This is a genomic window from Candidatus Brevundimonas colombiensis (genome assembly GCA_029202665.1).
GTDB lineage: Bacteria > Pseudomonadota > Alphaproteobacteria > Caulobacterales > Caulobacteraceae > Brevundimonas > Brevundimonas colombiensis.
The window spans coordinates 131122-154712 of record CP119326.1 but is presented as its reverse complement, the minus strand read 5'-3'; the positions used below and the strand labels follow the sequence as shown (position 1 = coordinate 154712).

Annotated in this window: 16 protein-coding genes, 1 tRNA gene and 3 pseudogenes; 14 read left to right on the top strand and 6 right to left on the bottom strand. The window is 65.6% G+C overall.

What is annotated here, in order from left to right; translation table 11 throughout:
* Positions 1-38: 38 nt before the first annotated feature.
* Positions 39-689 (bottom strand): peptide-methionine (S)-S-oxide reductase MsrA, encoded by a 651-nt coding sequence (gene msrA / locus P0Y50_00590; protein WEK40131.1) that lies wholly within the window; start codon positions 687-689, stop codon positions 39-41.
* Positions 690-827: 138 nt separating this feature from the next.
* Here msrA and P0Y50_00585 point away from each other — a divergent pair.
* The 10 genes and pseudogenes from P0Y50_00585 (at position 828) to P0Y50_00540 (ending at position 10164) form a co-directional block, all read left to right on the top strand.
* Positions 828-917: transfer RNA gene (locus P0Y50_00585), tRNA-Ser, on the top strand.
* A 101-nt stretch (positions 918-1018) separates the two neighbouring features.
* Positions 1019-1771: pseudogene (locus P0Y50_00580) on the top strand (IS5 family transposase).
* Between the two features lie 213 nt (positions 1772-1984).
* Positions 1985-2509 (top strand): sigma-70 family RNA polymerase sigma factor, encoded by a 525-nt coding sequence (locus tag P0Y50_00575; GenBank protein ID WEK40130.1) that lies wholly within the window; start codon positions 1985-1987, stop codon positions 2507-2509.
* Positions 2510-2606: 97 nt separating this feature from the next.
* Positions 2607-3605, top strand: coding sequence for a FecR domain-containing protein (locus P0Y50_00570; GenBank protein WEK40129.1), 999 nt, complete (start codon positions 2607-2609; stop codon positions 3603-3605).
* Positions 3606-3728: 123 nt separating this feature from the next.
* Positions 3729-7262 (top strand): TonB-dependent receptor, encoded by a 3534-nt coding sequence (locus P0Y50_00565; GenBank protein ID WEK40128.1) that lies wholly within the window; start codon positions 3729-3731, stop codon positions 7260-7262.
* A gap of 10 nt (positions 7263-7272) precedes the next feature.
* A complete protein-coding gene (locus tag P0Y50_00560; GenBank protein ID WEK40127.1) occupies positions 7273-7857 on the top strand; it encodes a biliverdin-producing heme oxygenase in 585 nt (194 codons plus the stop codon).
* Complete coding sequence (locus P0Y50_00555) at positions 7854-8276, top strand: YbaN family protein (protein ID WEK41502.1); 423 nt, start codon at positions 7854-7856, stop codon at positions 8274-8276. The genes P0Y50_00560 and P0Y50_00555 overlap by 4 nt, the downstream gene beginning before the upstream one ends.
* A complete protein-coding gene (exbB, locus tag P0Y50_00550) occupies positions 8273-9043 on the top strand; it encodes a tonB-system energizer ExbB (GenBank protein ID WEK40126.1) in 771 nt (256 codons plus the stop codon). The genes P0Y50_00555 and exbB overlap by 4 nt, the downstream gene beginning before the upstream one ends.
* A gap of 3 nt (positions 9044-9046) precedes the next feature.
* Complete coding sequence (gene exbD, locus P0Y50_00545; GenBank protein WEK40125.1) at positions 9047-9475, top strand: TonB system transport protein ExbD; 429 nt, start codon at positions 9047-9049, stop codon at positions 9473-9475.
* A complete protein-coding gene (locus tag P0Y50_00540) occupies positions 9472-10164 on the top strand; it encodes an energy transducer TonB (protein WEK40124.1) in 693 nt (230 codons plus the stop codon). The genes exbD and P0Y50_00540 overlap by 4 nt, the downstream gene beginning before the upstream one ends.
* A 976-nt stretch (positions 10165-11140) precedes the next feature.
* On the opposite strand, the pseudogene P0Y50_00535 reads toward P0Y50_00540, so the two are convergent.
* Positions 11141-11625 (bottom strand): annotated as a pseudogene (locus tag P0Y50_00535) (transposase).
* A 63-nt stretch (positions 11626-11688) separates the two neighbouring features.
* On the opposite strand from P0Y50_00535, the pseudogene P0Y50_00530 reads away from it, so the two are divergent.
* Positions 11689-12110 (top strand): annotated as a pseudogene (locus P0Y50_00530) (IS5/IS1182 family transposase).
* A gap of 40 nt (positions 12111-12150) precedes the next feature.
* Here the strand turns inward: P0Y50_00530 and P0Y50_00525 are convergent.
* The gene (locus P0Y50_00525) at positions 12151-12903 is read right to left on the bottom strand and encodes a DeoR/GlpR family DNA-binding transcription regulator (protein WEK40123.1); all 753 of its coding nucleotides are present in this window, start codon (positions 12901-12903) and stop codon (positions 12151-12153) included.
* A gap of 316 nt (positions 12904-13219) precedes the next feature.
* Between P0Y50_00525 and P0Y50_00520 the strand changes: the two genes are divergently transcribed.
* The 3 genes from P0Y50_00520 (at position 13220) to P0Y50_00510 (ending at position 19134) form a co-directional block, all read left to right on the top strand.
* Positions 13220-15592, top strand: coding sequence for a TonB-dependent receptor (locus P0Y50_00520; GenBank protein WEK40122.1), 2373 nt, complete (start codon positions 13220-13222; stop codon positions 15590-15592).
* A 129-nt stretch (positions 15593-15721) separates the two neighbouring features.
* Positions 15722-17719 (top strand): phospholipase C, phosphocholine-specific, encoded by a 1998-nt coding sequence (locus P0Y50_00515; protein ID WEK40121.1) that lies wholly within the window; start codon positions 15722-15724, stop codon positions 17717-17719.
* An 80-nt stretch (positions 17720-17799) separates the two neighbouring features.
* Positions 17800-19134: a DUF5690 family protein gene (locus tag P0Y50_00510; protein WEK40120.1), complete on the top strand. Its 1335-nt coding sequence runs from the start codon at positions 17800-17802 to the stop codon at positions 19132-19134.
* Positions 19135-19245: 111 nt separating this feature from the next.
* Here P0Y50_00510 and P0Y50_00505 read toward each other — a convergent pair whose 3' ends face one another.
* Genes P0Y50_00505 through P0Y50_00495 form a run of 3 tightly spaced genes read right to left on the bottom strand, consistent with a single transcriptional unit; the run spans position 19246 to position 23533 of the window.
* Positions 19246-20232 (bottom strand): alpha/beta hydrolase, encoded by a 987-nt coding sequence (locus P0Y50_00505; GenBank protein WEK40119.1) that lies wholly within the window; start codon positions 20230-20232, stop codon positions 19246-19248.
* Positions 20229-23216, bottom strand: coding sequence for a beta-galactosidase (locus tag P0Y50_00500; protein ID WEK40118.1), 2988 nt, complete (start codon positions 23214-23216; stop codon positions 20229-20231). The genes P0Y50_00505 and P0Y50_00500 overlap by 4 nt, the downstream gene beginning before the upstream one ends.
* Positions 23216-23533, bottom strand: a complete 318-nt coding sequence (locus tag P0Y50_00495; protein WEK40117.1) for an L-rhamnose mutarotase — start codon at positions 23531-23533, stop codon at positions 23216-23218. The genes P0Y50_00500 and P0Y50_00495 overlap by 1 nt, the downstream gene beginning before the upstream one ends.
* Positions 23534-23591: the final 58 nt, after the last annotated feature.

The window sequence follows — 23591 nt, the reverse complement described above, 5'->3', positions numbered from 1 at the left end:
CGGCCGCCGGACGAAACCCGGCGGCCGCATCGGATGGATCAGGCGTCCACGCCCACGCCGATGGGGCAGACCACGCCCGTCCCGCCGATGCCGCAGTATCCGGCCGGGTTCTTGGCCAGATAGCCCTGATGATAGCCCTCGGCGTAGAAATAGTCGCCGGTCGGTTCGATCTCGGTGGTGATGGCCCCGCGCCCGGCCTTCGTCAGGGCGCCCTGGTAGGCGTCGCGCGAGGATTGCGCCTCGGCCTGCTGTTCGGCGTTCAGCGTATAGATGGCCGAGCGATAGGTGGTGCCGACGTCGTTGCCCTGGCGCATGCCTTGGGTCGGGTCGTGATTCTCCCAAAAGGCCTTCAGCAGTTCAGCATAGGTGATGACGGCCGGATCGAACACCACCTTGACCACCTCCGTATGACCGGTGCGGCCCGTGCAGGTCTCCTCATAGGTCGGATTGGGCGTGATCCCGCCTGAATAGCCGGCCGAGGTCACCCACACGCCCGGCAGCTGCCAGAAAATGCGCTCCACGCCCCAGAAACAGCCCATGCCGAAAATCGCCGTCTGGAAACCTTCGGGATAGGGGCCTTTCAGCGGATGGCCGTTGACCACATGGTTGGCGTCGGTGGCCAGTGGCTCGGCGCGGCCGGGCAGGGCGGTCTCGGGCGTGGGAAGTTCGGCGCTTTTCTTGAACAGCATGGGCGGGTCCCTCATCGGAAAATGGCTTTGATCTCATATGGGGATGCGAGAGGCGCTTGCCGAGGGGGCGAGGGTGTTCTATCAGGCCCGCCTCCCGCCGGATCGACCTCCGGCGGCGCGCACGAGCTGGCGTGAAACGGACAGGTGGCGGAGTGGTCGATCGCGCACGCTTGGAAAGCGTGTGTAGGTGAAAGCCTACCGAGGGTTCGAATCCCTCTCTGTCCGCCACGCACCCTAGCAACTCCTCTTGCTCTGCATCGAAACCTCTAGGCTCAGGACCCATTGATGTGAGGTGCGCGATCTGATTCAGGCTCCTGAGGAGTCTGGATATGAGCGACCTATATTGGCTTACAGACGAGCAGATGGCTCGGCTGGAACCTTCCTTCCCCAAGAGCCACGGCAGGCCCAGAGTGGATGACCGCCGGCTGTTGAGCGGGATCATCTTCGTGAACCGCAACGGCCTGCGCTGGCGGGATGCGCCGACGGCCTACGGGCCGCACAAAACGCTCTACAATCGCTGGAAGCGGTGGAGCGAGGCAGGCGTGTTCGTTCGAATGATGGAAGGGCTGTGTGGCGCTAAGACCGAGCGTCGCACTGTGATGATCGACGGGACCTACCTAAAGGCGCACCGCACGGCTTCGAGCCTAGCGGTAAAAAAGGGCCTCGGGCGACTGATCGGTGGCACGAAAGGCGGGATGAACACCAAACTCCACGCTGTGACCGATGCCAACGGACGGCCGATCAGCCTGTTCATGACAGCGGGTCAGGTTGGCGACTACACCGGCGCCGCCGCCCTGCTGGACAGTCTGCCCAAGGCGCAATGGCTGTTCGGCGACAGGGGCTATGACGCAGACTGGTTCAGGGACGCCTTGCAGGCCAAGGTGATCACGACCGGCATCCCAGGCCGCAAAACCCGAAGCGATCCATCCGCTACGACAAGCGCCGCTACAAGCAGCGCAACCGCATCGAAATCATGTTCCGCAGGCTGCAGGACTGGCGGCGCATCGCCACCCGCTACGATCTGCCCCACCGTCTTTCTGTCCTCCATCGCCTTGGCCGCTATCGTACTCTTATGGCTATGATTCCTGAGCCTAGGGGTCGTATCTCTGCCTGTTCCACATATCTGGCGATGACGAATGCCGACAGCGAACAGACATATCTTTTCGCGCCTGAGCGTCATTGTCAGAAATCAGACCGGCAGTTCGAATGCGGCTTAGTCCCTCACGGTAACGCTCTTGCCATAGATGCGATTGGGTCTCATCTAGCCGGGATCATTGCGTCTTCGCCCACGGAAGGTGGCCGATTTGCCAGCCTCTTCCGATCTCCTGCGACTGTTTCAAGATCACCGATCCGGGCTTGTCGAATATGTCGCCGTCATCCTGCGCGATCCCGGGGCCGCGGAAGATGTCGTGCAGGACGCGTGGATTCGATTGCAAGGTTCGGAAGGTCTAGCGGGCGCGGATCGTCCCGAAGCCTACCTTTACCGGACAGTGCGCAATCTGGCCTTGGACAGGCTTCGTCGGCGCAGCTTCGAACAGAGGCGGTTCGTTGGTGATGAGCTATCTCTGGCCACGGCGCCGGAACCTGTCCCTGGACCAGAAGCCGCCGCCGTTTCACGCGACGCACTGCGCCGGGTAATGACCGTTATGTCGGAGATGCCGCATCGGATGCGGACGGCTGTCGCCATGCACCGATTGGATGGCGCGCGCCTCAAGGACATCGCCGAGAGTCTTGGCGTGTCCGTAACGACCGCACACCAACTCGTCGTTGAGGGTGTCGAGCGCTGCCGTGCGGCTTTGCGGGAGCATTCGGAAAAATGACAGCCATGGGGGAAAAACCACGACGTCCATACGTCTTTTCTCTAAAGCGCAATCTCCTTGGACTGCGCGCTATGCCCTCGGGCCCCGGGACTGTCCGATGAGCCTTGACGCTGAAGTTCGCCGCGGAGCCGACCAAGAGGCGACCGACTGGCTCCTCCGCCTTCGTGAGGCCGAGGATGCCGAAGTCTATGAGGCGTTCGAGGCTTGGATTGTCGCCGCGCCGGCCAACGCTTCGGCCTGGGCCGAGCTGGGGCGCGTCTCGCAGACCATGACTGTGGCCCTGGAGCAGGCGGGGGCCGCGCCAGCGCGAACCTTGGGGATGGTTTTCCAGCGTCGAAGAAACGCGACAGCCCGGGGCCGCCAGATTGGTCCCAGGCTCACCCGTCGGACAGCGGTTGCAGCCGTCGCCGCCTCGATCGCGGCGATGGTCGCCGTGGCGGTCGCGCCGGACGCCGTTCTCAGCATCCGTTCCGACTACATGAGCGGCGTTCACCAACTCTGCACCGTCCAGCTTCAGGACGGCAGCGTCCTGACCCTGGCGCCGCGCAGCGCGGTGTCGGTCGACTTCGAGGGCGAGACGCGCCGGGTCCGCCTGCTTCGTGGCGACGCCTATTTTGAAGTCGCGCGCAATCCGGATCGTCCATTCACAGTATCGTCCTCGCGCCTCAAGACGACGGTCCTCGGCACCGGCTTCGAGGTGCGTTCGGCTTCCGACCAGCCTTTGGTCGGAGTTCGGCACGGCAGGGTGCGCGTTCAGGCAGAGACAGGAGCCAGTCGTGAACTGACAGCGGGCGAGGGGGTCCATCTGGGCCCCACGGGAGATCTGCAGCCGTTTGCAACCGATCCCGAGAATGTCGCGGCCTGGCGCCGCAAGCAACTGATCGTGGAAGGCAGGCCCGTCGCCGAGGTCGTCGACGCGCTGCGGCCCTGGTACGGCGGGGTGATCCTGGCGCGGGGCCATCGCCTCAATTCGGATCGCGTCACGGGGGTTTATGACCTGAACGATCCGGTCGGCGCACTGACCGCCCTGTCGCGCGCCAATGGCGCCTCGGTGCGGCGCATCTCGCCCTGGATCATGACGATTTCTTTCGACTGATCCCGCCGGCTTCCAAAAAGAACGGATTTCTTCCGAAACACGGCCGGCCTCGTTCGTCCTTGACGTGTAGGCGATGCAGTTGCGTGGCATTTGCATTGTGATCCGAATAATGGAGCGCGGGGCGTGACAGTTTCAAACGAAGGCATTCTTAGCGGCCGCCGTATCGGCGCCTTGGGCGGGATGCTCATGGCGAGCACGGCCATGATCGGTGTCCTCGCCGTGGCCGCGCCCGCGGCGGCCCAGACGAACGCCGCCGTCGCTGCACGTGACTTCAACATCCCCGCTCAGTCCCTGGGGGCCGCGCTGACCGACTTCGGCCGGCAGTCGGGCCTTCAGGTCAGCGTCGACGCGGCTGCGATCCGGGGCGTGTCGTCGCCCGGCATCTCGTCGAACGCGGGGCCGATGCAGGCGCTGGGACGTCTGTTAGAAGGTACGGGCTTCACCTACCGCCTGAACGGCAATGTGGTCACTCTGGAGCGGGCGCCACAGGTTTCGGGAGACGCGATCCTGCTGGGAACGGTGCGGGTCCAGGGCGCGGACGAACAGGCCGGGACCGTTGGCGCAGGGGCGCAGGCTGGTCCGGAGGGCGAGGATCGTCCGTATCGAACGGCTGGATCCAGCGCCTATATTTCGCAGGACAGGATCCAGCGGAACCGCGGCGTCTCGACGGGCGACTTCCTGAGCGGCACGCCCGGCGTCCTCAACGGTGACAACCGCAACTCCGGCGCCCTGGACGTCAATATCCGCGGCATGCAGGGCATGGACCGGGTTCCAGTGGTGATCGACGGCGCGCTCCAGCAATCCACCGTCTATCGCGGCTATTCCGGCGTGGCGGGGCGCACCTATCTGGATCCTGATCTGCTGGGCGACGTCGTCATCGAAAAGGGGCCGAGCGCCGCCGCGGACGGGGTCGGGGCGACCGGCGGCGTGGTGCGGGTCAGCACCATCGGCATCAATGATCTGGTCGCGCGAGGTGGTCGTTTCGGCATGCAGGCGCGGGTCGGTGTGACTGGAAACACCGTGGCGCCGCCGCCCGTCGCCACGCCGGGAACGGGGACTGGCGCGCCCGAGCGCTTCGACCGTCCGGACGCCCTGGACTTCAGCGACGGCAAGAGCGTGAGCCTGGCGGTCGGCGGCCGTTTCGAGAGGTTCGATCTGGTTGCGGCCTATGCCCATCGCAAACTGGGCAACTATTTCGGCGGCGAGCACGGGATCATACCGCCGGGCGGAACGGGCGCGCTGGGCAATGTCCTGCAACGCTACAATTTCGGCGAGGAGGTGCTCAGCACTTCCCAGGACAACGTCTCCTACCTGTTGCGCGCGATCATCCGTCCGACCGACGAACAGGCGCTGGACCTAGCCTACATGCGCTATGAGAGCGACTTCGGCGAGATGATGCCGTCGCAGATCATCCGCTTCGGCGGGGCGCTTCAGGCGCCGTTGAGCCGCACGGAGGTCGACACCTATACGGCGCGGTATCGCTACAAGCCCCAAGACAGTCGTCTGATCGACCTGCGCGCCGACGCCTGGGCGACCCAGAACTACACCCGCATCGAGACCCTGTATCGCTATTCCTGGACCACCGTGCCGCAGGACGCGGCCTATATGAGCCAGTCGGACCGCTGGGGCCTGAATCTGTCGAACACCTCGTCGCTCGATACGCCCTTGGGCGATCTCAAGCTGAACTACGGCGTTTCCTACACCCGTGAGGAACTCTCGGCGCCGGACGGCTGGGAAAACTACAAGAACAACTCCGGATATACGGCGTTCGTCGAACCTCGCGACGGCTGGCGCGATGAATACAGCGCCTTCATCGCCGGCGAGGTGAAGCCCTGGGACTGGCTGACCCTGAACGGCGCGCTGCGATACACCAAGGCGGAGTCGCAGGATAACAGACTGACCAGCGTCGGCGACGTCACGGGCTATAACCACGAAGAGAGCGACGGGGTCGCCCCGATGCTGTCGGCCCTGGCCGAGGTGGCGCCCGGGTTGCAGGTCTATGCCCGATACTCAGAGGCCATCCGCCCGGCCAGCCTGTTCGAAGCCACGACGGGCTTCAGTCTGTACGCCATGCCCAACGTCGATCTGCGTCCCGAGCACGCCCGGAACATCGAGTTCGGGGTCAACTACCAGAAGGATTCCGCCTTCCTTGCCGGAGACGTGCTCCAGACCAAGATTTCGGTCTTCTCGAACCACATCGACGACTATCTGACCCGCGGCGGCCTCAGCATCTACAACATCGACCGGGCCGAGTTCCAGGGTCTGGAGTTGAGCGCCCGCTACGACACGGGCCGTTTCTTCGGTGAACTGGGCGCCACCCTCTATACCCATACCCAGTTCTGCGACAAGGACGGGCTCTGCTCGGAAAGCAACACCACGAACGGGTATAGCCCCGCGCATATTCCGCCCAAAGAGGCGGCGTCCCTTACCGTCGGCGCGCGACTGCTGGACGAGCGCCTGACCTTGGGCGCGCGGTATAACCACGTCGGAGATCGTGAGGCGACGATTCTGACATTCGCGAGCTCGCTCACCGTCATCGACTGGCAGCCGTACGATCTTGTGGATCTGTGGGCCGCCTATCGTATCAACGACAACCTGAGCCTGGACTTCGCCGTCGATAACGTCACCGACCAATATTACATGGACGCCCTGACTCTGGGCCTGATGCCGTCGCCGGGCCGCACCTTTAGACTGTCCTTGACCAGTCGTTTCGGCGGACCTCCTCAGCGGGATTCCCTGTCGCGCCGTGCCCGCTCCGTCGCGGATGTTCTGGACTCCGGCGCGGCCTGGGGCGAGTTCGACGGGGACTGGTCCGGATTCAGGCTGGGCGTGGTCGGTGGTCATGAGTGGCTGCAGAGCCAGGGCGAGACGACATGGGGTGACGGAACGGCGAACGCGATCGCCGCCAGCGAATCGGCCGACATTCGCGCCGATGACGCCCGGATCGGTCTCCTGGCGGGCTATGATCGGCAGTTCGGCCGCTGGGTCGTCGGCGTCGAGGCGGACGGGTCCTGGGGACAGCCCAAGACCAACCAGTACGCCATCTCGACGGAGGTCCAGATGATCCGTTTTCCCGACGGAACGAATGCGTACCCCGACGAGGCGCGGATACAAGCCGGGACCGTATATGAGTTCGACTGGACGGCCGCGCTGCGGGCGCGGATCGGCTACGCCGTCGGGCGAGCCTTGGTCTATGTCGCCGGCGGCCCTGCCTGGATGAGCGAGGCTCAGAGGCGGACCCAATACAGGGATACCGCGTCCTATATGAATCTGACCGCCAACAACCGCTATGGCACTTTCACCAACCCCTTTTTCGTCGAAGTCGAGAAGCGCGTCAGAAACGGTTGGACATTGGGCGGCGGCCTAGAATTCGCACTGAGCAATCGCTGGTCCCTGCGTGGTGAATATCTCTATACGGATTTCGGTGAAAAGGACTTTGTCTTCGAAGACGCTAGGGCCGGTATTGGTAAAGCCTATCAGGTGGGCTCCGACTTCTACTATAATCCTGTGACCGGTGAGATCGACATCAATCCGGAGACCGGGGACTACTTTGTCTATATCACGGAGCCCGGGACGTCAGACAAGATTGTCGGGCGCCGGGCGAGAAACGACGCCAGCACCCATACGCTTCGCTTCGGACTGACCTATCGCTTCTAGGGCAATGACCATGACTGACGCCGCGACCCTGACCCGTTCCCGCACCCTGAAGACGGCGACCCACAACACCCATGATCGCCTGGACAAGGCGATCATGGCGGGCAGGCCTTTCGAAAACCGGGAGCGGTACGGCCTGTTCCTGGCCGTGCAGCAGCCGTTTCATCGCGACATCGACGCCCTGTATGACGACGAGCGGTTGACGGCGCTTATTCCCGATCTGGCGGAGCGGCGTCGACTGGCCCAGATCGAGCAGGATATGATGGACCTGGGCCTGACGATTCCCGCCTCTGACGAAGCGCCTCGTCTGTCGAACCAGACCGATCTGCCGACTGCCCTCGGCTGGCTCTATGTCGCCGAAGGCTCCAATCTGGGCGCCGCCTTCCTGTTCAAGATGGCGCTGAAACTGGGTCTGTCGGACAGCCTCGGCGCCCGCCACCTGGCCGGACATCCGGACGGCCGGGCCAATCACTGGCGGCAGTTCACCGGCGCGCTCGACGGCCTGGATCTGACGCCCGAAGAAGAGGGCAGGATGATCGCCGGCGCCAACGCCGCCTTCGAACGGGTCCATGGTCTGGTGAAGGATGTCTTCTCCTGACGCCGCCGACGGGTCCTGCATCGAAAGGGCTTGGGCGATGGCCCTGGCTCCTGCTCGGCTTGGTCTTCACAGGGCTTGGTCTCGTCGGGGCCCTGTTGCCCTTGATGCCGACGACCATCTTTCTGATCCTGGCCGCCGGCTGTTTCGCCCGGTCCTCGACGCGTCTGGAGGCCTGGTTGCTGGAGCACCCGCGCTTCGGCCCAAGTCTGCGGGCCTGGCGAACTCACCGTGCCGTCCCGCGCAGGGCCAAGGTCATGGCGGTGGGCGGGATGGCGGCCGGTTTCCTGATCTTCGAACTGACCGTCCACCCTCCGTTCTGGCTGGGTGTTCTGGTCGGCGTCCTGCTGGTCGCCTGCGCCGCCTTCATCGTCTCACGTCCCGTTCCGCCCGCGCCCCCGCCACCCGAGAATCCTGCATGATCTCCTCATTCCATTTCCGCGTGCTTCGCGTCCTAGCCGCCTTCACGCCGCCGCTTCTGCTGGCTGCTCCTGCCCGGGCTGGAGAAGCGTCCGCTCTGCTGCCGCCTCATGACCTGTCGCCGTGGGGCATGTTCCTGGCTGCCGACATGGTGGTGAAGGCCGTGATCGTCGGCCTGATGTTGGCGTCGATCGCAACCTGGACCGTGCTGTTGGCCAAGTCGCTGGAACTGCGCAGCCGCACCGCCGCCCAGAAGCGGGTGTTCGAGGCCGTCGACGCGGCGCGCACCCTGGCGGACGCGGCAAGCGACGATGAGGCGGCGGCCTCGCCCCTGATCCGCGCCGCCCTGGCCGAACTGGAGCTATCTTCCGACGCCCTGTCGGATGCAGAGGGTGTCAAGGAACGGATCGCCTCGCGCTTCAACCGCATAGAGGCGGCTCTTGGTCGACGAATGATCCGGGGCACGGGCGTTCTGGCCACCATCGGGGCGACGGCGCCGTTCGTGGGGCTGTTTGGCACCGTCTGGGGAATCATGAACAGCTTTATCGGCATCGCCGCAGCCCAGACCACCAACCTGGCCGTGGTGGCTCCCGGCATCGCCGAGGCGCTTCTGGCGACGGCTGTCGGTCTTGTCGCGGCCATTCCCGCGGTGGTGATCTACAATCATTTCGCCCGCCGAACCGCCGCCTATCGGGCCCTGGTGGGCGATACCTCGGCCGCTGTGCTCCGGCTTGTTTCCCGGGACCTGTCGCGCGGCGTACGGGGCTGAACCATGGGCTTCAAACTCTCGCATGGCGACGAGGAAGATCTGGCGGAGTCGCATGAGATCAACGTCACCCCCTTCATCGATGTGATGCTGGTGCTGCTGATCATCTTCATGGTCGCCGCACCTCTAGCCACGGTGGATGTGAAGGTTGATCTGCCCGCCTCGACGGCTGCGCCGACACCCCGGCCGGACAAGCCCGTGTTCGTAACCGTCCGGGCGGACGGCGCCGTGGCCGTGGAAAACGAACTCATGCCGTCGGCGCAACTGGCGGCGGGTCTCGATGCCCGGACGGGCGGAGATCGCGATCAGAGACTGTTCCTCCGCGCAGACAAGACCGTCGATTACGACACTCTGATGCAGACCCTGAACCGGCTGCGCGACGCCGGCTATCTGAAGGTGGCTCTGGTCGGTCTGGAGGGGGAAACGGCGTCGTGACGCTGGATGACAAGCGGGATGACGCCAGACGCTGGTTGGGCGCGCTCGCCGCCGTTCTGGTCGCGCACGCTACGCCTTTGCTGGTCGTCGCCTGGTGGTTGGGGCCGATCCTGCCGACACCGCCGCCCGAACCAGCGATCCTGATCGACATGGCCCCGTCGGCCGCCCCGCCGTTGCCGCCGTCCGAACAGCCGCCCGGTCCGCGTCAGGTCAGGGCCGAGGCAGCGCGTCCGGTAACGCCTGACACCCCAGCGCCCCCGGTCGCCCCGGCGATCCAACCCGAAGTGGCCCTGCCCGAGCCTCGGCCCGAGCCGACGCGGCGTCCGGCCGCCGTTCCCGCTCCTCAGACCAGCGCCCCCGCGTCTCGCCCGACACCCCCGGCTGCATCGAGCTCGGCTGGAACAGCGGATTGGCGCGGCCAGGTCCTCGCCAGTCTGGACAAGGTCAAACGCTATCCAGCCGCCGCCGAGATCCGACGCCAGCAGGGCGTGCCCTATATCCGTATTGCGATGGATCGACAGGGAAGGGTGCTGGAGGCCCGGCTGGAACGCAGTTCCGGCATCTCCGCCCTCGACCGAGAGGCTCTTGAACTGCCCCGACGCGCCCAGCCTCTGCCGCGCCCGCCCGCCGATATCGCCGGAGAGAGGATCGAGCTTGTGGTCCCTGTTGAGTTCTATCTGCGGCGCTGATGGCTGGGCAATTGGGTTTTGGCGTCAGGCCGGTGTCTACTGGTTGCGTTTAGCCGGTAGGCCATAACTGGTTCGGAACTGACGACTTAAGTCGCGACGTCCGCAGGATGCCCTTTCTCTGACCCGGTTGAGGCCGCTTGGGTCGCGGCCGCCCAAGCGGCCTCGGCATGGCCGCGCAGGACGCGAAATCCGGGTGGGAAGATAAGATGGGGCTGGAGGTTTCGTCCGGAGATAAGCTAGACGCCTTCCTCCAGCGTGTTGATCGACTGTTTGGCGAGGCCCACCGTCGCGGGCAGCGATCCCCGATCTTCCGTCCCTGATGCGGCGCGTTCACGAGCGGTTGGACGCCAAACCGACGTCGGTTAACCTCGGGGAGCGACGGTTCGAACGGACGGTTTCCCCGGTGCAACTGCTGGCCACGGTTAAAAGGCGCGAAGCGACTCTCGGCCGCCATTAGCCGGCGGCGGATAACGGCGCCCAGGAGCCGCAGGTAGGTCGCTTCGTAGTGGTCCGGACTCGTCAAGCGTGTCATCACCACATAACCCTCGCAGGGCAGTCCCCGCAGGCGTTTAACATAGCTCAAGCGAAGATCCTCGGTGGCATCTGCATAGTGCAGCCCGCGCGCCGCGCTTGGCGTCAGCGTCAACTGGATGACGGGCGCTCCTCCGACCATGACGGGCGTCGGACGTAAATCCAGTGAGAGGGCCGAATCGGACGGCTGGGCGATCATGCGAAGGGGGGAGATGTTCCGAACTGAATCCACCCTGCCCTGAAGCCAGCGACGAAACGACCTTGGCCAGGACAATGAGATGATACGATAAGATCCGGATCGGAACCGACGACCAGGACACTCCGGAAATTGTCGACGCATCAAAGCGCTCAGTGGAGATGGGATACCCGGTCAACGGACGACATCAGGGCCAGCACGCAAGCCCCTGCATCAACAGGCCGAACACATGACCGTAGCTGCGCCTTGACCCTCGCGCCGCAGCAGGACGTGAAGGCGGCGATAGCCGAACCGTCGACGTTCCTGGGCCAAGGCCTTCAGCCGGTCGCGCAGGGCGCCGTCGTCCGGGCGCGTCGCCTGATAGCGCACGCTCGTCCGATCAACACCCAGCACACGGCACGCCCGCCGCTCGCTCATCTCGTAGGCAACCTGCAGATGACCAGCCGCCTCGCGATAGCCGGCGGGCGTCACCACTTTTTTCCCAGCAGGTCCTTCAGCGCCACGTTGTCCAGCATCGCGTCCGCCAGCATCCGCTTCAGCCGGACGTTCTCATCTTCGAGCGCCTTCAGCCGCCGAGCCTCCGACACATCGAGCCCGCCGAACTTGGCCTTCCATTTGTAAAAGGTCGCCGAACTGACCCCGTGACGCCGACACACCTCCGCCGTCGTCACACCGGCTTCCTGCTCCCGCAGAATCCCGATGATCTGCTCTTCCGTGAACCTTGATCGCTTCATTCTGTCCGTCCTTCGTTGGGCGGACTCTAGCTATTCTTGGAGGAGTTTCAGGGGGTCACGTCAGATGTGACCCATCTGACGGGGCACAGCACGGCTTCGAGCTTGCCGGTAAAAAAAGGGGGCTTGGGCGGCTGATCGGGCGCACCGAGGGCGGCATGAACACCAAGCTGCCCGCGGTAACCGATGGGAACGTAAGGCCCATCAGTCTGTTAATGATAGCGGGTCAGCGACTACAACGGCGCCGCCGCCTTGTAGGCCAGGGAGATCAACCCATGCATCCCTGACCGCAAATCCCTGACCGAGCCCATCCGTTACGACAAGCGCCGATACAAACGACGCAATCGCATCGAACCGAAGGTCGGCGTAGCCAAATCATGTTCGGCAGGCTCAAAGACTGGCGGCGCGTCGCCACGAGCTATGATCGCTGTCCGACCGTCTTCCTGTCCGCCATTGCCGTCGCCGCTAACGTGCTCTTCTGGCTATGAGCCCTGAGCCTAGGGGCGCTGTCAGTTGCAGCTTCCGGCCTCAACCGGCGACGACGACGTGAGACTGCATCAGGGCGGCCGCGAACTCGTCCGGCGGGGCGATGTCGGTGACCAGGATGTCGACGGCGTCATAGCGGCAGGTGTGGATCAGGCCGCGACGGCCGAACTTGCTCTCGTCGGCGACGACCATGATCTTGCGGGTCGAGCGGATGACCTTCTGCTTGATCGAGGCCTCGCCCAGATGGAAGTCCATCATGCCGTGTTCGAGGTCCAGCGCGCCGATCGACAGTATGGCCAGATCCGGCGAGAAGCGGCCGACGAAGTCGTGGGCCTGGGCGTCGAAGGCGGCGCGGTAATCCTGGTCGATCTCGCCGCCGGTGAAGAAGACCCGGTTGTTGTTGATCGAAGCCAGGACCCGGGCCACGTCCAGGGCGTTTGTCACCACCGACAACTGGCGATGGCCACGCAGGGCCTGGGCGACGTGAAGCGAGGTGCTGCCGCTGTCGATGAAGATGGAGGCGTGTTCGGGCACCAGGAGCGCGGCGGCGGCGGCGATGGCCTGTTTGGCCTCGGTCCGCTCGTTGACCCGGGCGTCAAAGGGGGATTCGAACACATTGTCGGGCAGGCGGACCGCGCCGTGCAGCTTGTGCACCTTGCCAGCCTCTTCCAGAGCGCGGACGTCGCGACGGATCGTCTCTTCCGACACATCCAGGGTCTGAGCCAGGTCCGAGATGGAACAGGTCTTGGCCGCCCCCAGCGCCTTCAGTATCTTGTCCTGGCGACTGTATTTCATCCCGCGCGCTCCACCCGTGGTCGATTCTGACGCCTCCGCCAACCGGTCGGTCAGAAAGATGTGATCTTCCTTGCTTTTGATGACCGATTTTTGTGGCTGACGCCACATGAGACGCGACTGACGCCGAATTTCGTCTCGAAAATGCATCAGTTCGGATCCTGGTGTGTGTAAAATCGGCAAGCTGGTCAAAATCTCACATATTTTGTGGTTTTGAAGTGGAAGTGTTGTGGTTCTGTTGCGTTGCTGGGGGATATCGCCCTTTGACCAGTGGATGCCAGCCCGACGGGGGCGAGCCCGCTTGATCTTGGAGGGTGTCATGAAGATCTGGATGACGGGGGCGGCTGCAGGCGTGATGGCCCTCGCGGCGAACGCGGCCTGGGCGCAGAGCGAGACCCAGCAGACCAATACGGCGACCGAGGTCGGCGAAATCGTCGTCACCGGCCAGGCCAAGACCTATGCTGCGGTCGCGGTGTCGCAAGAGATGATCCACCGCCAGGCCCCGATGGCCAGCGTCAACGAGGTGGTCAACGAACTGCCTGGCGTTCACGTGACCGAGGCGGACTTCTTCGGTTCGGCCGACTTCCACACCGCCATCACCATGCGCGGCTTCAATTCGGGCATGGGCGCCCAGCAGATCGGCACGACCATCGACGGCCTGCCGAACGGCGGCTCGAGCTACGGCGGCGGTTCGCGCGCCAACCGTTATTTCGACATGGAAGACCTGGGCACGGTCGAGGTCAGCCAGGGCACGGCCGACATCGGCTCGCGCTCGAACGAGGCCCTGGGCGGCACGCTGAACTTCCTGTCCAGCGATCCGCTGAAGGACCAGCGCATCCGCCTGAGCGCGGCCATAGGCGACCAGAGCGCCAAACGCTTCTACGGCCGGTTCGACACGGGCGAGTTCCTGCCCGACACCTTCGCCTTTGTCAGCGCTTCCTCGTCGCGCCACAACGACTGGGTCGATGACGCCACCCCGACCACCCGCGACCACGCCACGGCCAAGGTCGTGTCCAAACAGGGCGGCTTCGACCTGACAGGCTTCCTGTCATGGGACAAGGTCAACGAGGCGGAATACGATTCCCAGTCTCTGGCCTCCTTCAACAACAACCCCCGCCGCGACCCGCTGCTGCCGGGCTGGACCGGCATTCCGTACTTCGATCAGAGAGCCCGGGACGTTTCACGCGCACACCGCGAGAACATCTTCACCTATCTGCGCGGCGAGCGCCGATTTGGCGAGGTCAAGGTCCAGGCTACGGGCTATTATCATTCAATGCGCGGCCAGGGCGACTTCGCCCCGCCCTATATCATCAACCTGGTCGCCGACGGCGCTGGCGCGCCGGAATCGGAACTCACTCCCGGCAAGGTCTTCTACGGCGGATCGTCCCTGACTGAGGACCGCAACGGCTCGTCGACCAACTTCATCTATTATGTCGACGCCCAGGGCCGTTATGTTACGCCGCGCTCGGGCTGCGTCGGTCGTCTGGGCATGCGGGCCGCGGCGGATCCCGCCTGCTACGACGGGGCCGTCACCCCGGTCAGCTCGTATCGCCACACCCACTATCGCAACAAGCGCTACGGCATGACCGCCGACGCCGCCTGGGACCGCGAATTCGGCGATTTCAACAACACGCTGCGCGCGGGTCTGTGGCTGGAACACTACAGCGCCGATTCCACCCGCGACTGGCACCGCATCCTCAATCCGCTGCTGGGCGATGCCTATGAGGGCGATCCCTACTGGGTGCAGTACGCCACCCAGAACACCACCGACGAGGTGATGTATTATGTCGAGGACGTGCTGCGATACGGCCCCTTCGCCGTCCGCGCCGGGGTGAAGCAGTTCTTCATCGACTATGAGCGGGCCCAGCCGATCGGCGATCAGACCGTCACCAAGCTGAACGCCGATTCTGAACCGCAATGGAGCTTCGGCGCCTCGTGGAATCTCGACAACGGCGTCGAACTGTTCACCGGCTGGTCGCGCAACTTCAACGCCATCAGCGTCGGCCGCCTGAGCAGCAACCCGGTCGAGACGGCCGCGCTCAAGCCGGAAACCGCCCGCAACATCGAGGTCGGCGCCCGGATCCGTCGCGGGCAACTGCAGGGCTCGCTGACCGTCTATGACATCAAGTTCGACGACCGCATCACCTTCGTTCCGAACGGCGTGGGCGGCGGCGACGGCGGCTATCTGGACGAACGTGACGGCACCTATGTCAACCTGGGCGGCATCAAGAGCCGGGGCGTCGAAGGTCTGGTCGCCTATGACTTTGATAACGGCTGGAAGGTCTCGGGCTCCTACACCTACAACGACGCCACCTATTCGACGACGGGCAGCGACGCGCTGGATGCTGCGGCCGGCATCAAGGACGGCGGCCAGGTCTTCGGTTCGCCCAAGACCATGTATGTGGCCTCGGTCGATTACGACGGCGGCTACTGGCGCGCGGGCCTGTCGGCCAAGCGGGTCGGCGACCGGTTCATCGACTTCGCCGGCAACCAGACGGCGCCGGCCTACACCCTGGTCAACGCCAGCTTCGGCGCCTCGTTGGGTGCGGTCTCTCCGGCCCTGAAGGGCTTCGAGGCCTCGGTGACGGTGAACAACCTGACCGACATCACCTTTGTCAACGGCGTCACCGGAGGCGGCGTCTATGCCGGCGCGCCGCGCACCGTGGTGTTTGCTGTCACAGCCGACTTCTAAAGAGTCCGCCTGACGACGGCGAACCTGCCCCACATTCGCCGTCGTCACATCGGCCCGGTCCCGATCGTCCCGTATCCCCCGGGGCGGTCGGGCATGGCTGTTCAGAGACATGAGACCGGAGACGCCTGCATGATCCAGATCGACCGCCGCGGCCTGCTGGCCGGCCTGACCGTGGCCACGGCCTTTCCCTCTCTGGCGCGGGCGTTGAGCATCGCGCCGCACGTCCGCACAGGAACGATCGAGGATGTGGAGCACGTCGTCATCCTGATGCAGGAGAACCGATCGTTCGATCACTACTTCGGCACGATGAACGGGGTGCGCGGCTTCTCCGATCCGCACCCGGCGCCGGCGCCGACGATCAATGGTCGGACGCGGGATGTGCTGTTGCAGCACGACGGACGCGGCGAGGGGCCCGCCTGGCTGGCGCCCTTCCCGTTGAACACCCGTCAGACCTTCGCCCATATGCGGGTCGAGGGCACCCCGCACAGCTGGCCCGACGCCCAGGCGGCCTGGGACGAGGGGCGGATGGGCGCCTGGCCCGAGGCCAAAAAGGCCCATTCGATGGGTTATTTCGAACGGGCCGACATGCCGTTTCAGTACGCCATGGCCGACGCCTTCACCCTGTGCGACGCCTATTTCTGTTCGCTGCAGACCGGGACCAATCCGAACCGGGTCATGCTGTGGTCCGGGACCAATGACGGAGCGGCCGAGCGGGGCGGACCCTGCATCGGCAACTCCCACGACAACCTGCCGCGCGATGGCGGGCACGAGGCGCCCTATCGCTGGACCACCTATGTGGAGCGGCTGCAGGCGGCGGGTATCGACTGGCGCATCTATCAGGACATGGCCGACAATTTCACCGACAATCCCCTGGTCGGTTTCGAAGCTTTCCAGAAGGCCGTCTCAGGGGCGCCCGGATCCGATCCGGCCCTGGTCGAGCGGGCGCTGACGACGCGGGCGCTGGACGGGTTGAAGGCCGACGTCCTGACCGGACGCCTGCCGCAGGTCTCCTATGTCATCGCCACGGCGGCGGGCTCGGAACATCCCGGCCCGTCCAGCCCGGCCCAGGGCGCGGCCTATACCGCCCAGGTCATCGACGCCCTGACCGCCGATCCCGATGTCTGGGCGAAGACTGTGCTGCTGATCAACTTCGACGAGAACGACGGCTTCTTCGACCATGTCCCGCCGCCCGCGCCGCCGTCGCGCGATGCCCAAGGCGGGCTGAAGGGCGGCTCGACCGTGGATCTGGCCGGCGAATACCACTTGGCTCCGAGCATCGGCGACGAGCGACTGGACAAGGCCGAGTATCGCGGCCGGCCCTACGGACTGGGGCCGCGCGTGCCCCTGTATGCGATCTCGCCCTGGAGCCGGGGCGGGCGGGTCAATTCGGAGGTGTTCGACCATACGTCGGTGATCCGATTCCTGGAGACGCGGTTCGGGGTAATGGAGCCGAACATCTCGCCGTGGCGACGGGCCGTTTGCGGCGACCTGACTTCGTGCTTCGACTTCAGCGGCGGCGACGCGGTTCCCGTGCGCCTGCCGTCGGTTCGGGCGCAGGCTGAACGGGCGGCGGCGCTAAAGGGGCGCACCACCCCGCCGACGCCAGAGACGTCGTCATTGCCGAGCCAGGCGCCGGGCGACCGCCCCGCCTGTCCGTCTCCCTACCGCCTGGCCTGCGAGGAGAGCATCGTGACCGGCGGCCGGATCCGACTGGTCTTCGTCAACGCCGGACGGCGCGGGGCGGTGTTCCACGTCTATGATCGCAAGGCTCTGGAAGCGGGTCCGCGCCGCTATACGGTGGAGGGCGGCCAGAGGCTGGAGGACGTGTGGGACGGGGCCGACTGCGACCTGCAGGTCATGGGGCCGGACGGCTTCCATCGTCGCATCCTCGGCTCCGGCGACGCCCTGAGCGCGCGGTTGGAGGAAGGGCAGGGGACGGCGACCCTGATCCTGACCGGGACGGGGACCGCCAGGCTGACGACGGCGGCGGGAACGCGTAGTGCGGCGGTCGCGGGCGAGGCGCGCCTGCCGGTCGCTGAATATGACGCAAACGGCCGCTTCGATCTGGCGGTCGAATGGGACGGGGCGCGGCGCGAGTTCGCCGGTCGGGTCTGGAATACGCTGTAACAACTCCCTCGCAAAACCGTCGCGGAAGCGGCGCGGCCCCCGTCTAGGGCTGGACGATCCTCCTCATAACCGTGTCCCGCATGACCTTCAGCGACCGCCTGTCTCGGCTACGCCCGACCGCCTTCGTCCTCTATGCGGGGCTGGCGGGGTTCACCGCCTATTTCTCGATGTACGCCTTCCGCAAGCCGTTCACGGCAGCGACCTTTGCGGACCTGCCCGACTGGGCGGGACAGATCGACTACAAGGTGGTGCTGGTGATCGCCCAGGCGGTCGGTTACGCCCTGTCGAAATGGATCGGGGTCAAGCTGATCGCCGAGGTCGGGCGCGGACGCCGCGCGGCTTTGATTCTGGGACTGATCGCCACGTCCTGGCTGGCGCTGGTCTTGTTCGCCGTCGTTCCGCGCCCGTGGAATATCGCCGCCCTGTTTCTGAACGGCCTGCCTCTGGGCCTGATCTGGGGTCTGGTGTTCAGCTATATGGAAGGGCGTCGGGTGTCCGACGTGCTTGGAGCCATCCTGTGCGCCAGCTTCATCGTGTCGTCCGGGGTGGTAAAGGCGGCGGGCAAACTGCTGCTGCAGGCCGGGGTCAATGAGTTCTGGATGCCTGCGGCGGTCGGCGGCCTGTTCGCGCCCCTGTTGCTGATAGCCGTGCTGGGCCTGTCGCAAATCCCGGCGCCGGACGCCGAAGACGAGCGCCAGCGCACCCGCCGGGTTCCAATGGATCGTCAGCAGCGCCGCCGTTTCCTCGCGACCTATTGGCCGGGTCTGATCATGCTGGTCGTCGCCTATATATTGTTCAGCGCCTTCCGCGACTTCCGCGACAACTTCGCCGCCGAAATCTGGGAGGCCCTGGGCTATGGCGATCAGGCGGCGGTCTTTGTGACCAGTGAAGTGCCGGTCGCGGTCTTGTCGCTGGCGGCCATGGCGGGCTTGGTCTGGGTGAAGCGAAATCATCAGGCCCTGATGCTCATCCACCTGGTGATGGCGGGAGGAGCCTTGTTGCTTGGACTGTCGACCCTGGCCTTCATGGCCGGCGGGATGTCGCCCTTCGTCTGGGTTCTGTGCACCGGGGCGGGGGTCTATATCGTCTATACCCCGTTCAACGCCGTCCTGTTCGACCGGCTGATCGCTACGACAGGCCAGGTCGCCAATGCCGGGTTCCTGATCTATGTCGCCGACGCCTCGGGCTATGTCGGCAGTCTGGGCCTGTTGCTGTACCGCAGCCTGGCGACGCCGAACCTGGACTGGGTCCCCTTTTTCCAGGGCGCGGCCTTGCTGACATCGGCGGCGGGCGTCGTCTGTTTCGGCGCTTCGGCGCTCTATTTTTGGAAGACAACAGGCGACGGCGTCGAAAGCCCTCCTGTCGTGGTTGGAGGCGCGGCGCGCGATCGTCAAGCCACTCACGAAGGCTACTGATCGGTTGCTGTCAGGTTCCGAGGACCCGTCGTCAAGCCGGTGCCGTCATGTGAAAATCCACCGAATGGCGGATTTCCGATCAGCCCTTTGCGGCGACGCCGGCAGCGCGCCTTAGGTCGGGCGGTCGCGTTGCAGGAAGGCGTCGAACAGGCTTTCCCAGGCGGGCGGGCCCGATTGGCCGGGGTCGGTCAGGCCGTGGCCGCCTTTTTCGAAGACGTGCAGTTCGGTGGCGACATTCTGCGCCCGCAGCGCCTGCCACAGCATCAGGCTGTTCTCGACCGGGACGACACGGTCGTCGGCGGCCGAGGCGATGAAGACGGGCGGGCCGTCGGCGGGGACATGGCGTTCGATGGACCAGGCGTCGCGGGCGGCCTCGGTCGGATCGCGGCCCACCAGCGCGCGGGCCGATGGGCCGTGGGCGTAGGGCGGGGTCAGGGTGACGACCGGGAACATCAGTCCGGCGAAGTCGGGTCGGGCCGACAGGCGGTCGATGGCGTCGACGGGTGCATAGGCGTCCCTGTCGAACCGCGTGGTCAGCATCCCCGCCACATGGCCGCCGGCCGAAAAGCCCGCGACGGCGACGCGGTTGGGATCGAAGCCCAGTTCCGCCGCGCGCGAGCGGACGATGCGGATGGCGCGCTGGGCGTCCTGAAGGGCGACGGCGGGACCGGCGGCCCAGCCGTCGCCGGGCAGGCGGTAATCCATGACGAAGACGGTGTAGCCCATCTCTGCCAGACGCGCGTCGATGGCGCCGCCCGCCTTGCTGACCGCGACGCGCTGATAGCCGCCGCCGGGGATCATCAAGATGGCCGCGCCATTGGGTCGCGCAGGGCGACGCAGCATGATCCAGGGATCGCGGACATGGACGAAGGCGGTGTCGTTGGGATCGCCGTTCGGATTGCGCAGGACGACCTGTTCCTGAACCGTCACCGCCTCGCCGCCCGGCGCGGCGCCGGGCCAAAGGGGGCGGACCTCCAACGGTGCTGAGGCGGCAGGGGTGGCCGAAGACATCGTTTGCGCGCGGGCGACGGCGGGCGCAATGACTGCGCCCGCTCCTAACGCCAGCAGGACCCGACGCGGCAGGCGGGGTGCGGTCATCGCCGCGCTCCTTCGGTCGTGGTCTGAACCCCGCCGCGCACATTGCGCTGGGTGATCAGGCGAACGTCCTCCAGCACATTGCCCGGCGCCCCGTCGGTCGAGACGGCCAGGGCGATGGTGTTGTGGCCGCGCGCGTTCAGTATGCCTTCCGGTAGGGTGAAGACCCGCTGCGGCCCGACGTTGGCGATGAACTGACCCATGTGCCAGCCGTTGACGAAGATCAGGACGCGATAGGCCGTCTCCGAACGCGGCTTGTCGATGTCGCCGAACGCCAGGGCGATGGAGGCGTCCTGCCCATGGGGCACGTTCAGGTCGAAGCTGGTGCGATACCAGGTCACGCCCGGCGGCAGGGCCTGACCGACGATGGCGGCGCCCCAGCGCGTGTCGTCGAACTGCGGCAGGTGCCAGCCGTTCCGCTCGCCGAACAGGCCGCCGTTGTTGGCGACGCCGCGCACGGTGTCGGTGAAGTCCTCGCCCCCCTGACGACCCTGAATCTTCCAGGCGATGGGGACCGAGAAGCCGGGGCCGGCGCGCGGACCGACTGAGACCGAGACCAGGCCGCGGGCTTCCTTGTGGAAGTCGTTGGCGTCCAGATTCCAGTTATGGCCGTTGTTGCGCACCATCACGGACAGGACGTGCGGTCCCGGCGTCCGGGCGGCGGCGGGCAGGGTGAAGCGCGCCAGCCCCGTGGTGATCGGACGCGGCATTCCGGTGGGCAGTTCGTCCTGACCGACCAGTTCGCCGTCCAGGAACAGTTGCAGCATCCCGGCGCCGCCCGCGCCGTAGAACAGCTCTATCGTCTGGGCGTTCGGCCCGCCTTCGAACCGGCCGCGATACCAGACGTCGCCTTCGTGGAAGCCATAGGCGTCCATCAGCATGTTCGGCTGACCGTCGGGGCGCAGGGTGTTGCTGGCGTAGGCGCGGTTGTCGATGGCCTGCCAGTCGCGGTCGTCGAAGTCGGGCTTGGCTTCGGGCGATCCGGGCGCCGCGCGCCAGTTCGTCAGGGCGGGCAGGGCGAGATCGGCCGGGCCAGGCAGGGCGGCGCGCGTCTCCAGTCCGCCCGACGCTGTGGCGCGCGTGGCGACCGTCGCGCCGTTCCAGCGCACCGATCGCACGGACGCCGACGACCACAGCTCCAGCGGCGTCTCGGCCTTGGTGTCGCCGGTCAGAAGCAACTGGCCGCGTTCGATGCGGGCATGGCGCAGCAGGGCAGGGCCGCGCACCAGCACGTCGCCCTGACGCCAGAAGCGCGCGGCCTCCTTTTCTTCTCCGATCAGCAGCAACAGGTCGGAACGACCGCCGCCGCTGATCTTCACGCGGGCCAGACCCTGATGGGCGTAGTCCAGCTTCAGATCGCCGGTCGCCGGATCGAAGGCGGAGCGGACCTGCCCCTCCAGCACCGTCACCGTCGGGGCCGAGGCGAAGCGCAGCACCGTCTGGCCCGGCTCGTCCTTGCGGCCGTACATCAGGACGACCGGCTGGCGCGCCGACGGCAGGACCGCCTGAACCTCGGACGTCGAATAGACCAGCCGCTGTCCCGCCAGATCGACCCCGGCGACCAGCCATTTGGCGTCGAACCCGTTCAGCGTCATCGGCACGACATAACGGCCGTCGGGCAGGCTGGCGGTGACGGTGAAGTCGTCGTGGCTCTGGCCGTTCGACGGCTTGTGCGTGACCAAGAGGAAGCGGGCGTCCGTCTCCGGGCTGCGGTTATGATAGACTTGGATGTTGGGCGACGAGATATCGACCGGCCCGGCGGGGATCATGCCGGCCAGATCGGGAACCGACTCCAACAGGCCCGCCAGCTGTTTCATCTCCTCGGCCTTGGGCCGCAGGTCGCGCGCCTCCGAAATGGCCGCGCCATAGTCGTAGCTGGTGAAGACCACGGGCGCCGCCAGCCAGCCCCAGCTGGCGCCGCCGAAGCCGACATAGATGCTCTGCAGCGAAATGCCGTTGGCCAGGTTCACGCCATAGAAGACGCGCTGGAACCGTTCGCCGCGCTGGCGGGCGTTGCACTCGTAGCCGCCGTTGGAGCCCCAGTAGTCGAACCAGCCGCCGCCGATCTCGGCCATGAAGCCAGGCGTGGAAGGCGAGGCCGAGGCGCCGCCCTTGGCCCCGCCGGGACCATAGAAGCCCCAGTCGGGGGCCGCCGCGCCGCGCGTGGTCTGGCCGCCGACCGTGCAGGTGCCGCCCGGATAGCCGTCGAAGGCGTAGAGATCGACCGGGCCATGCACCACCTTGTCGACGGGTGAGTTCTCGGGCGCCCAATAGCCGTTGCGGCCCTGGTCGTTATGGAAGATCGGCACATTGATGCCGTCCGCCCGCGCCTTTGCGTACAGATGGTCCATGTAGCGCCGGTGCGCGGGCGTCGTGACCGCCAGCTCGTTCTCGATCTGATAGAGGATGACCGAGCCTTGGTTGCCCTTGCCGTCGCCGTTGATCTGATGGCGGGCGATGATGCCGTTGATGTGGGTCATCCACTCATCGGCGGCGGCCAGATAGTCGGGCGAATCCGTGCGCGACGGCGCGCGCTGATTAACCAGCCAGCCAGGGAAGCCGCCGCGCGTCAGTTCGGCGTTGGCGTAAGGGCCGGGCCGGACGATGACATAGAGGCCCTCCTCCTCCGACATCTTCAGCAACAGATCCAGGTCGCGGATGCCAGTGAAGTCGTAAACCCCCTGTTTGGGACTGTGGTAGCCCCAGTCGAAATAGAAGGCGACGGTGTTGAATCCGCTGGCCTTCATCTTCTGCAGCACATCGCGCCACAGCTCGGGGCTGGGCAGGCGGAAGGGGTGCATTTCGCTGGACCAGATGACCAGGCGCTTGCCGTCGATCATCAGGGAGCGGGCGTCATAGGAGACGCGGCCGAAGGTCTGGGCCGGGGCGGTGAAATCGGCGGTGGCCTGGGCCGTCTGGGCGACGGCGGTCGAGGCCTGAACCAGCGGGGCGGCGGCGACGGCGGCGGCGAGGAGAAGAGCGCGCATCAGGCTTGATGGAACATCAGTTGCAGGGGCCATTCGCACGGCTTGTCGCCCGGTTCGACCTCCATCAGGGGCGCCATATGCGTCCACCACTTGCGCATCAGCGGATGGTTCGGCAGGTCGTCCAGCGTATGGCCTTCCGCGCGGCGCAGCACCGCGAACAGGGACAGGGTCTCTTCGTCCAGAAAGATCGAATAGTCGCTGACGCCGCTGGCGGTCAGCAGTTCGGCCAGTTCGGGCCAGATGGCGTCGTGCCGCGCCTTGTATTCCTGGACCGCGCCGGGCTTCAACTGCATGCGGAAGCCGTGAAGCGAGCTCATGATTCCTCCAGTTCCGATTATTCGGTATTCTGTGTCATCATTTGGTAGTGGGTCGGGC

Bases quoted from the DNA above. Each gene is read 5' to 3' on its own strand.
- msrA (WEK40131.1), bottom strand. From the start codon at position 689: ATGCTGTTCAAGAAAAGCGCCGAACTTCCCACGCCCGAGACCGCCCTG.
- P0Y50_00570 (WEK40129.1), top strand. From the start codon at position 2,607: ATGAGCCTTGACGCTGAAGTTCGCCGCGGAGCCGACCAAGAGGCGACC.
- P0Y50_00560 (WEK40127.1), top strand. From the start codon at position 7,273: ATGACTGACGCCGCGACCCTGACCCGTTCCCGCACCCTGAAGACGGCG.
- exbB (WEK40126.1), top strand. From the start codon at position 8,273: ATGATCTCCTCATTCCATTTCCGCGTGCTTCGCGTCCTAGCCGCCTTC.
- exbD (WEK40125.1), top strand. From the start codon at position 9,047: ATGGGCTTCAAACTCTCGCATGGCGACGAGGAAGATCTGGCGGAGTCG.
- P0Y50_00525 (WEK40123.1), bottom strand. From the start codon at position 12,903: ATGAAATACAGTCGCCAGGACAAGATACTGAAGGCGCTGGGGGCGGCC.
- P0Y50_00520 (WEK40122.1), top strand. From the start codon at position 13,220: ATGAAGATCTGGATGACGGGGGCGGCTGCAGGCGTGATGGCCCTCGCG.
- P0Y50_00515 (WEK40121.1), top strand. From the start codon at position 15,722: ATGATCCAGATCGACCGCCGCGGCCTGCTGGCCGGCCTGACCGTGGCC.
- P0Y50_00510 (WEK40120.1), top strand. From the start codon at position 17,800: ATGACCTTCAGCGACCGCCTGTCTCGGCTACGCCCGACCGCCTTCGTC.
- P0Y50_00505 (WEK40119.1), bottom strand. From the start codon at position 20,232: ATGACCGCACCCCGCCTGCCGCGTCGGGTCCTGCTGGCGTTAGGAGCG.
- P0Y50_00500 (WEK40118.1), bottom strand. From the start codon at position 23,216: ATGCGCGCTCTTCTCCTCGCCGCCGCCGTCGCCGCCGCCCCGCTGGTT.
- P0Y50_00495 (WEK40117.1), bottom strand. From the start codon at position 23,533: ATGAGCTCGCTTCACGGCTTCCGCATGCAGTTGAAGCCCGGCGCGGTC.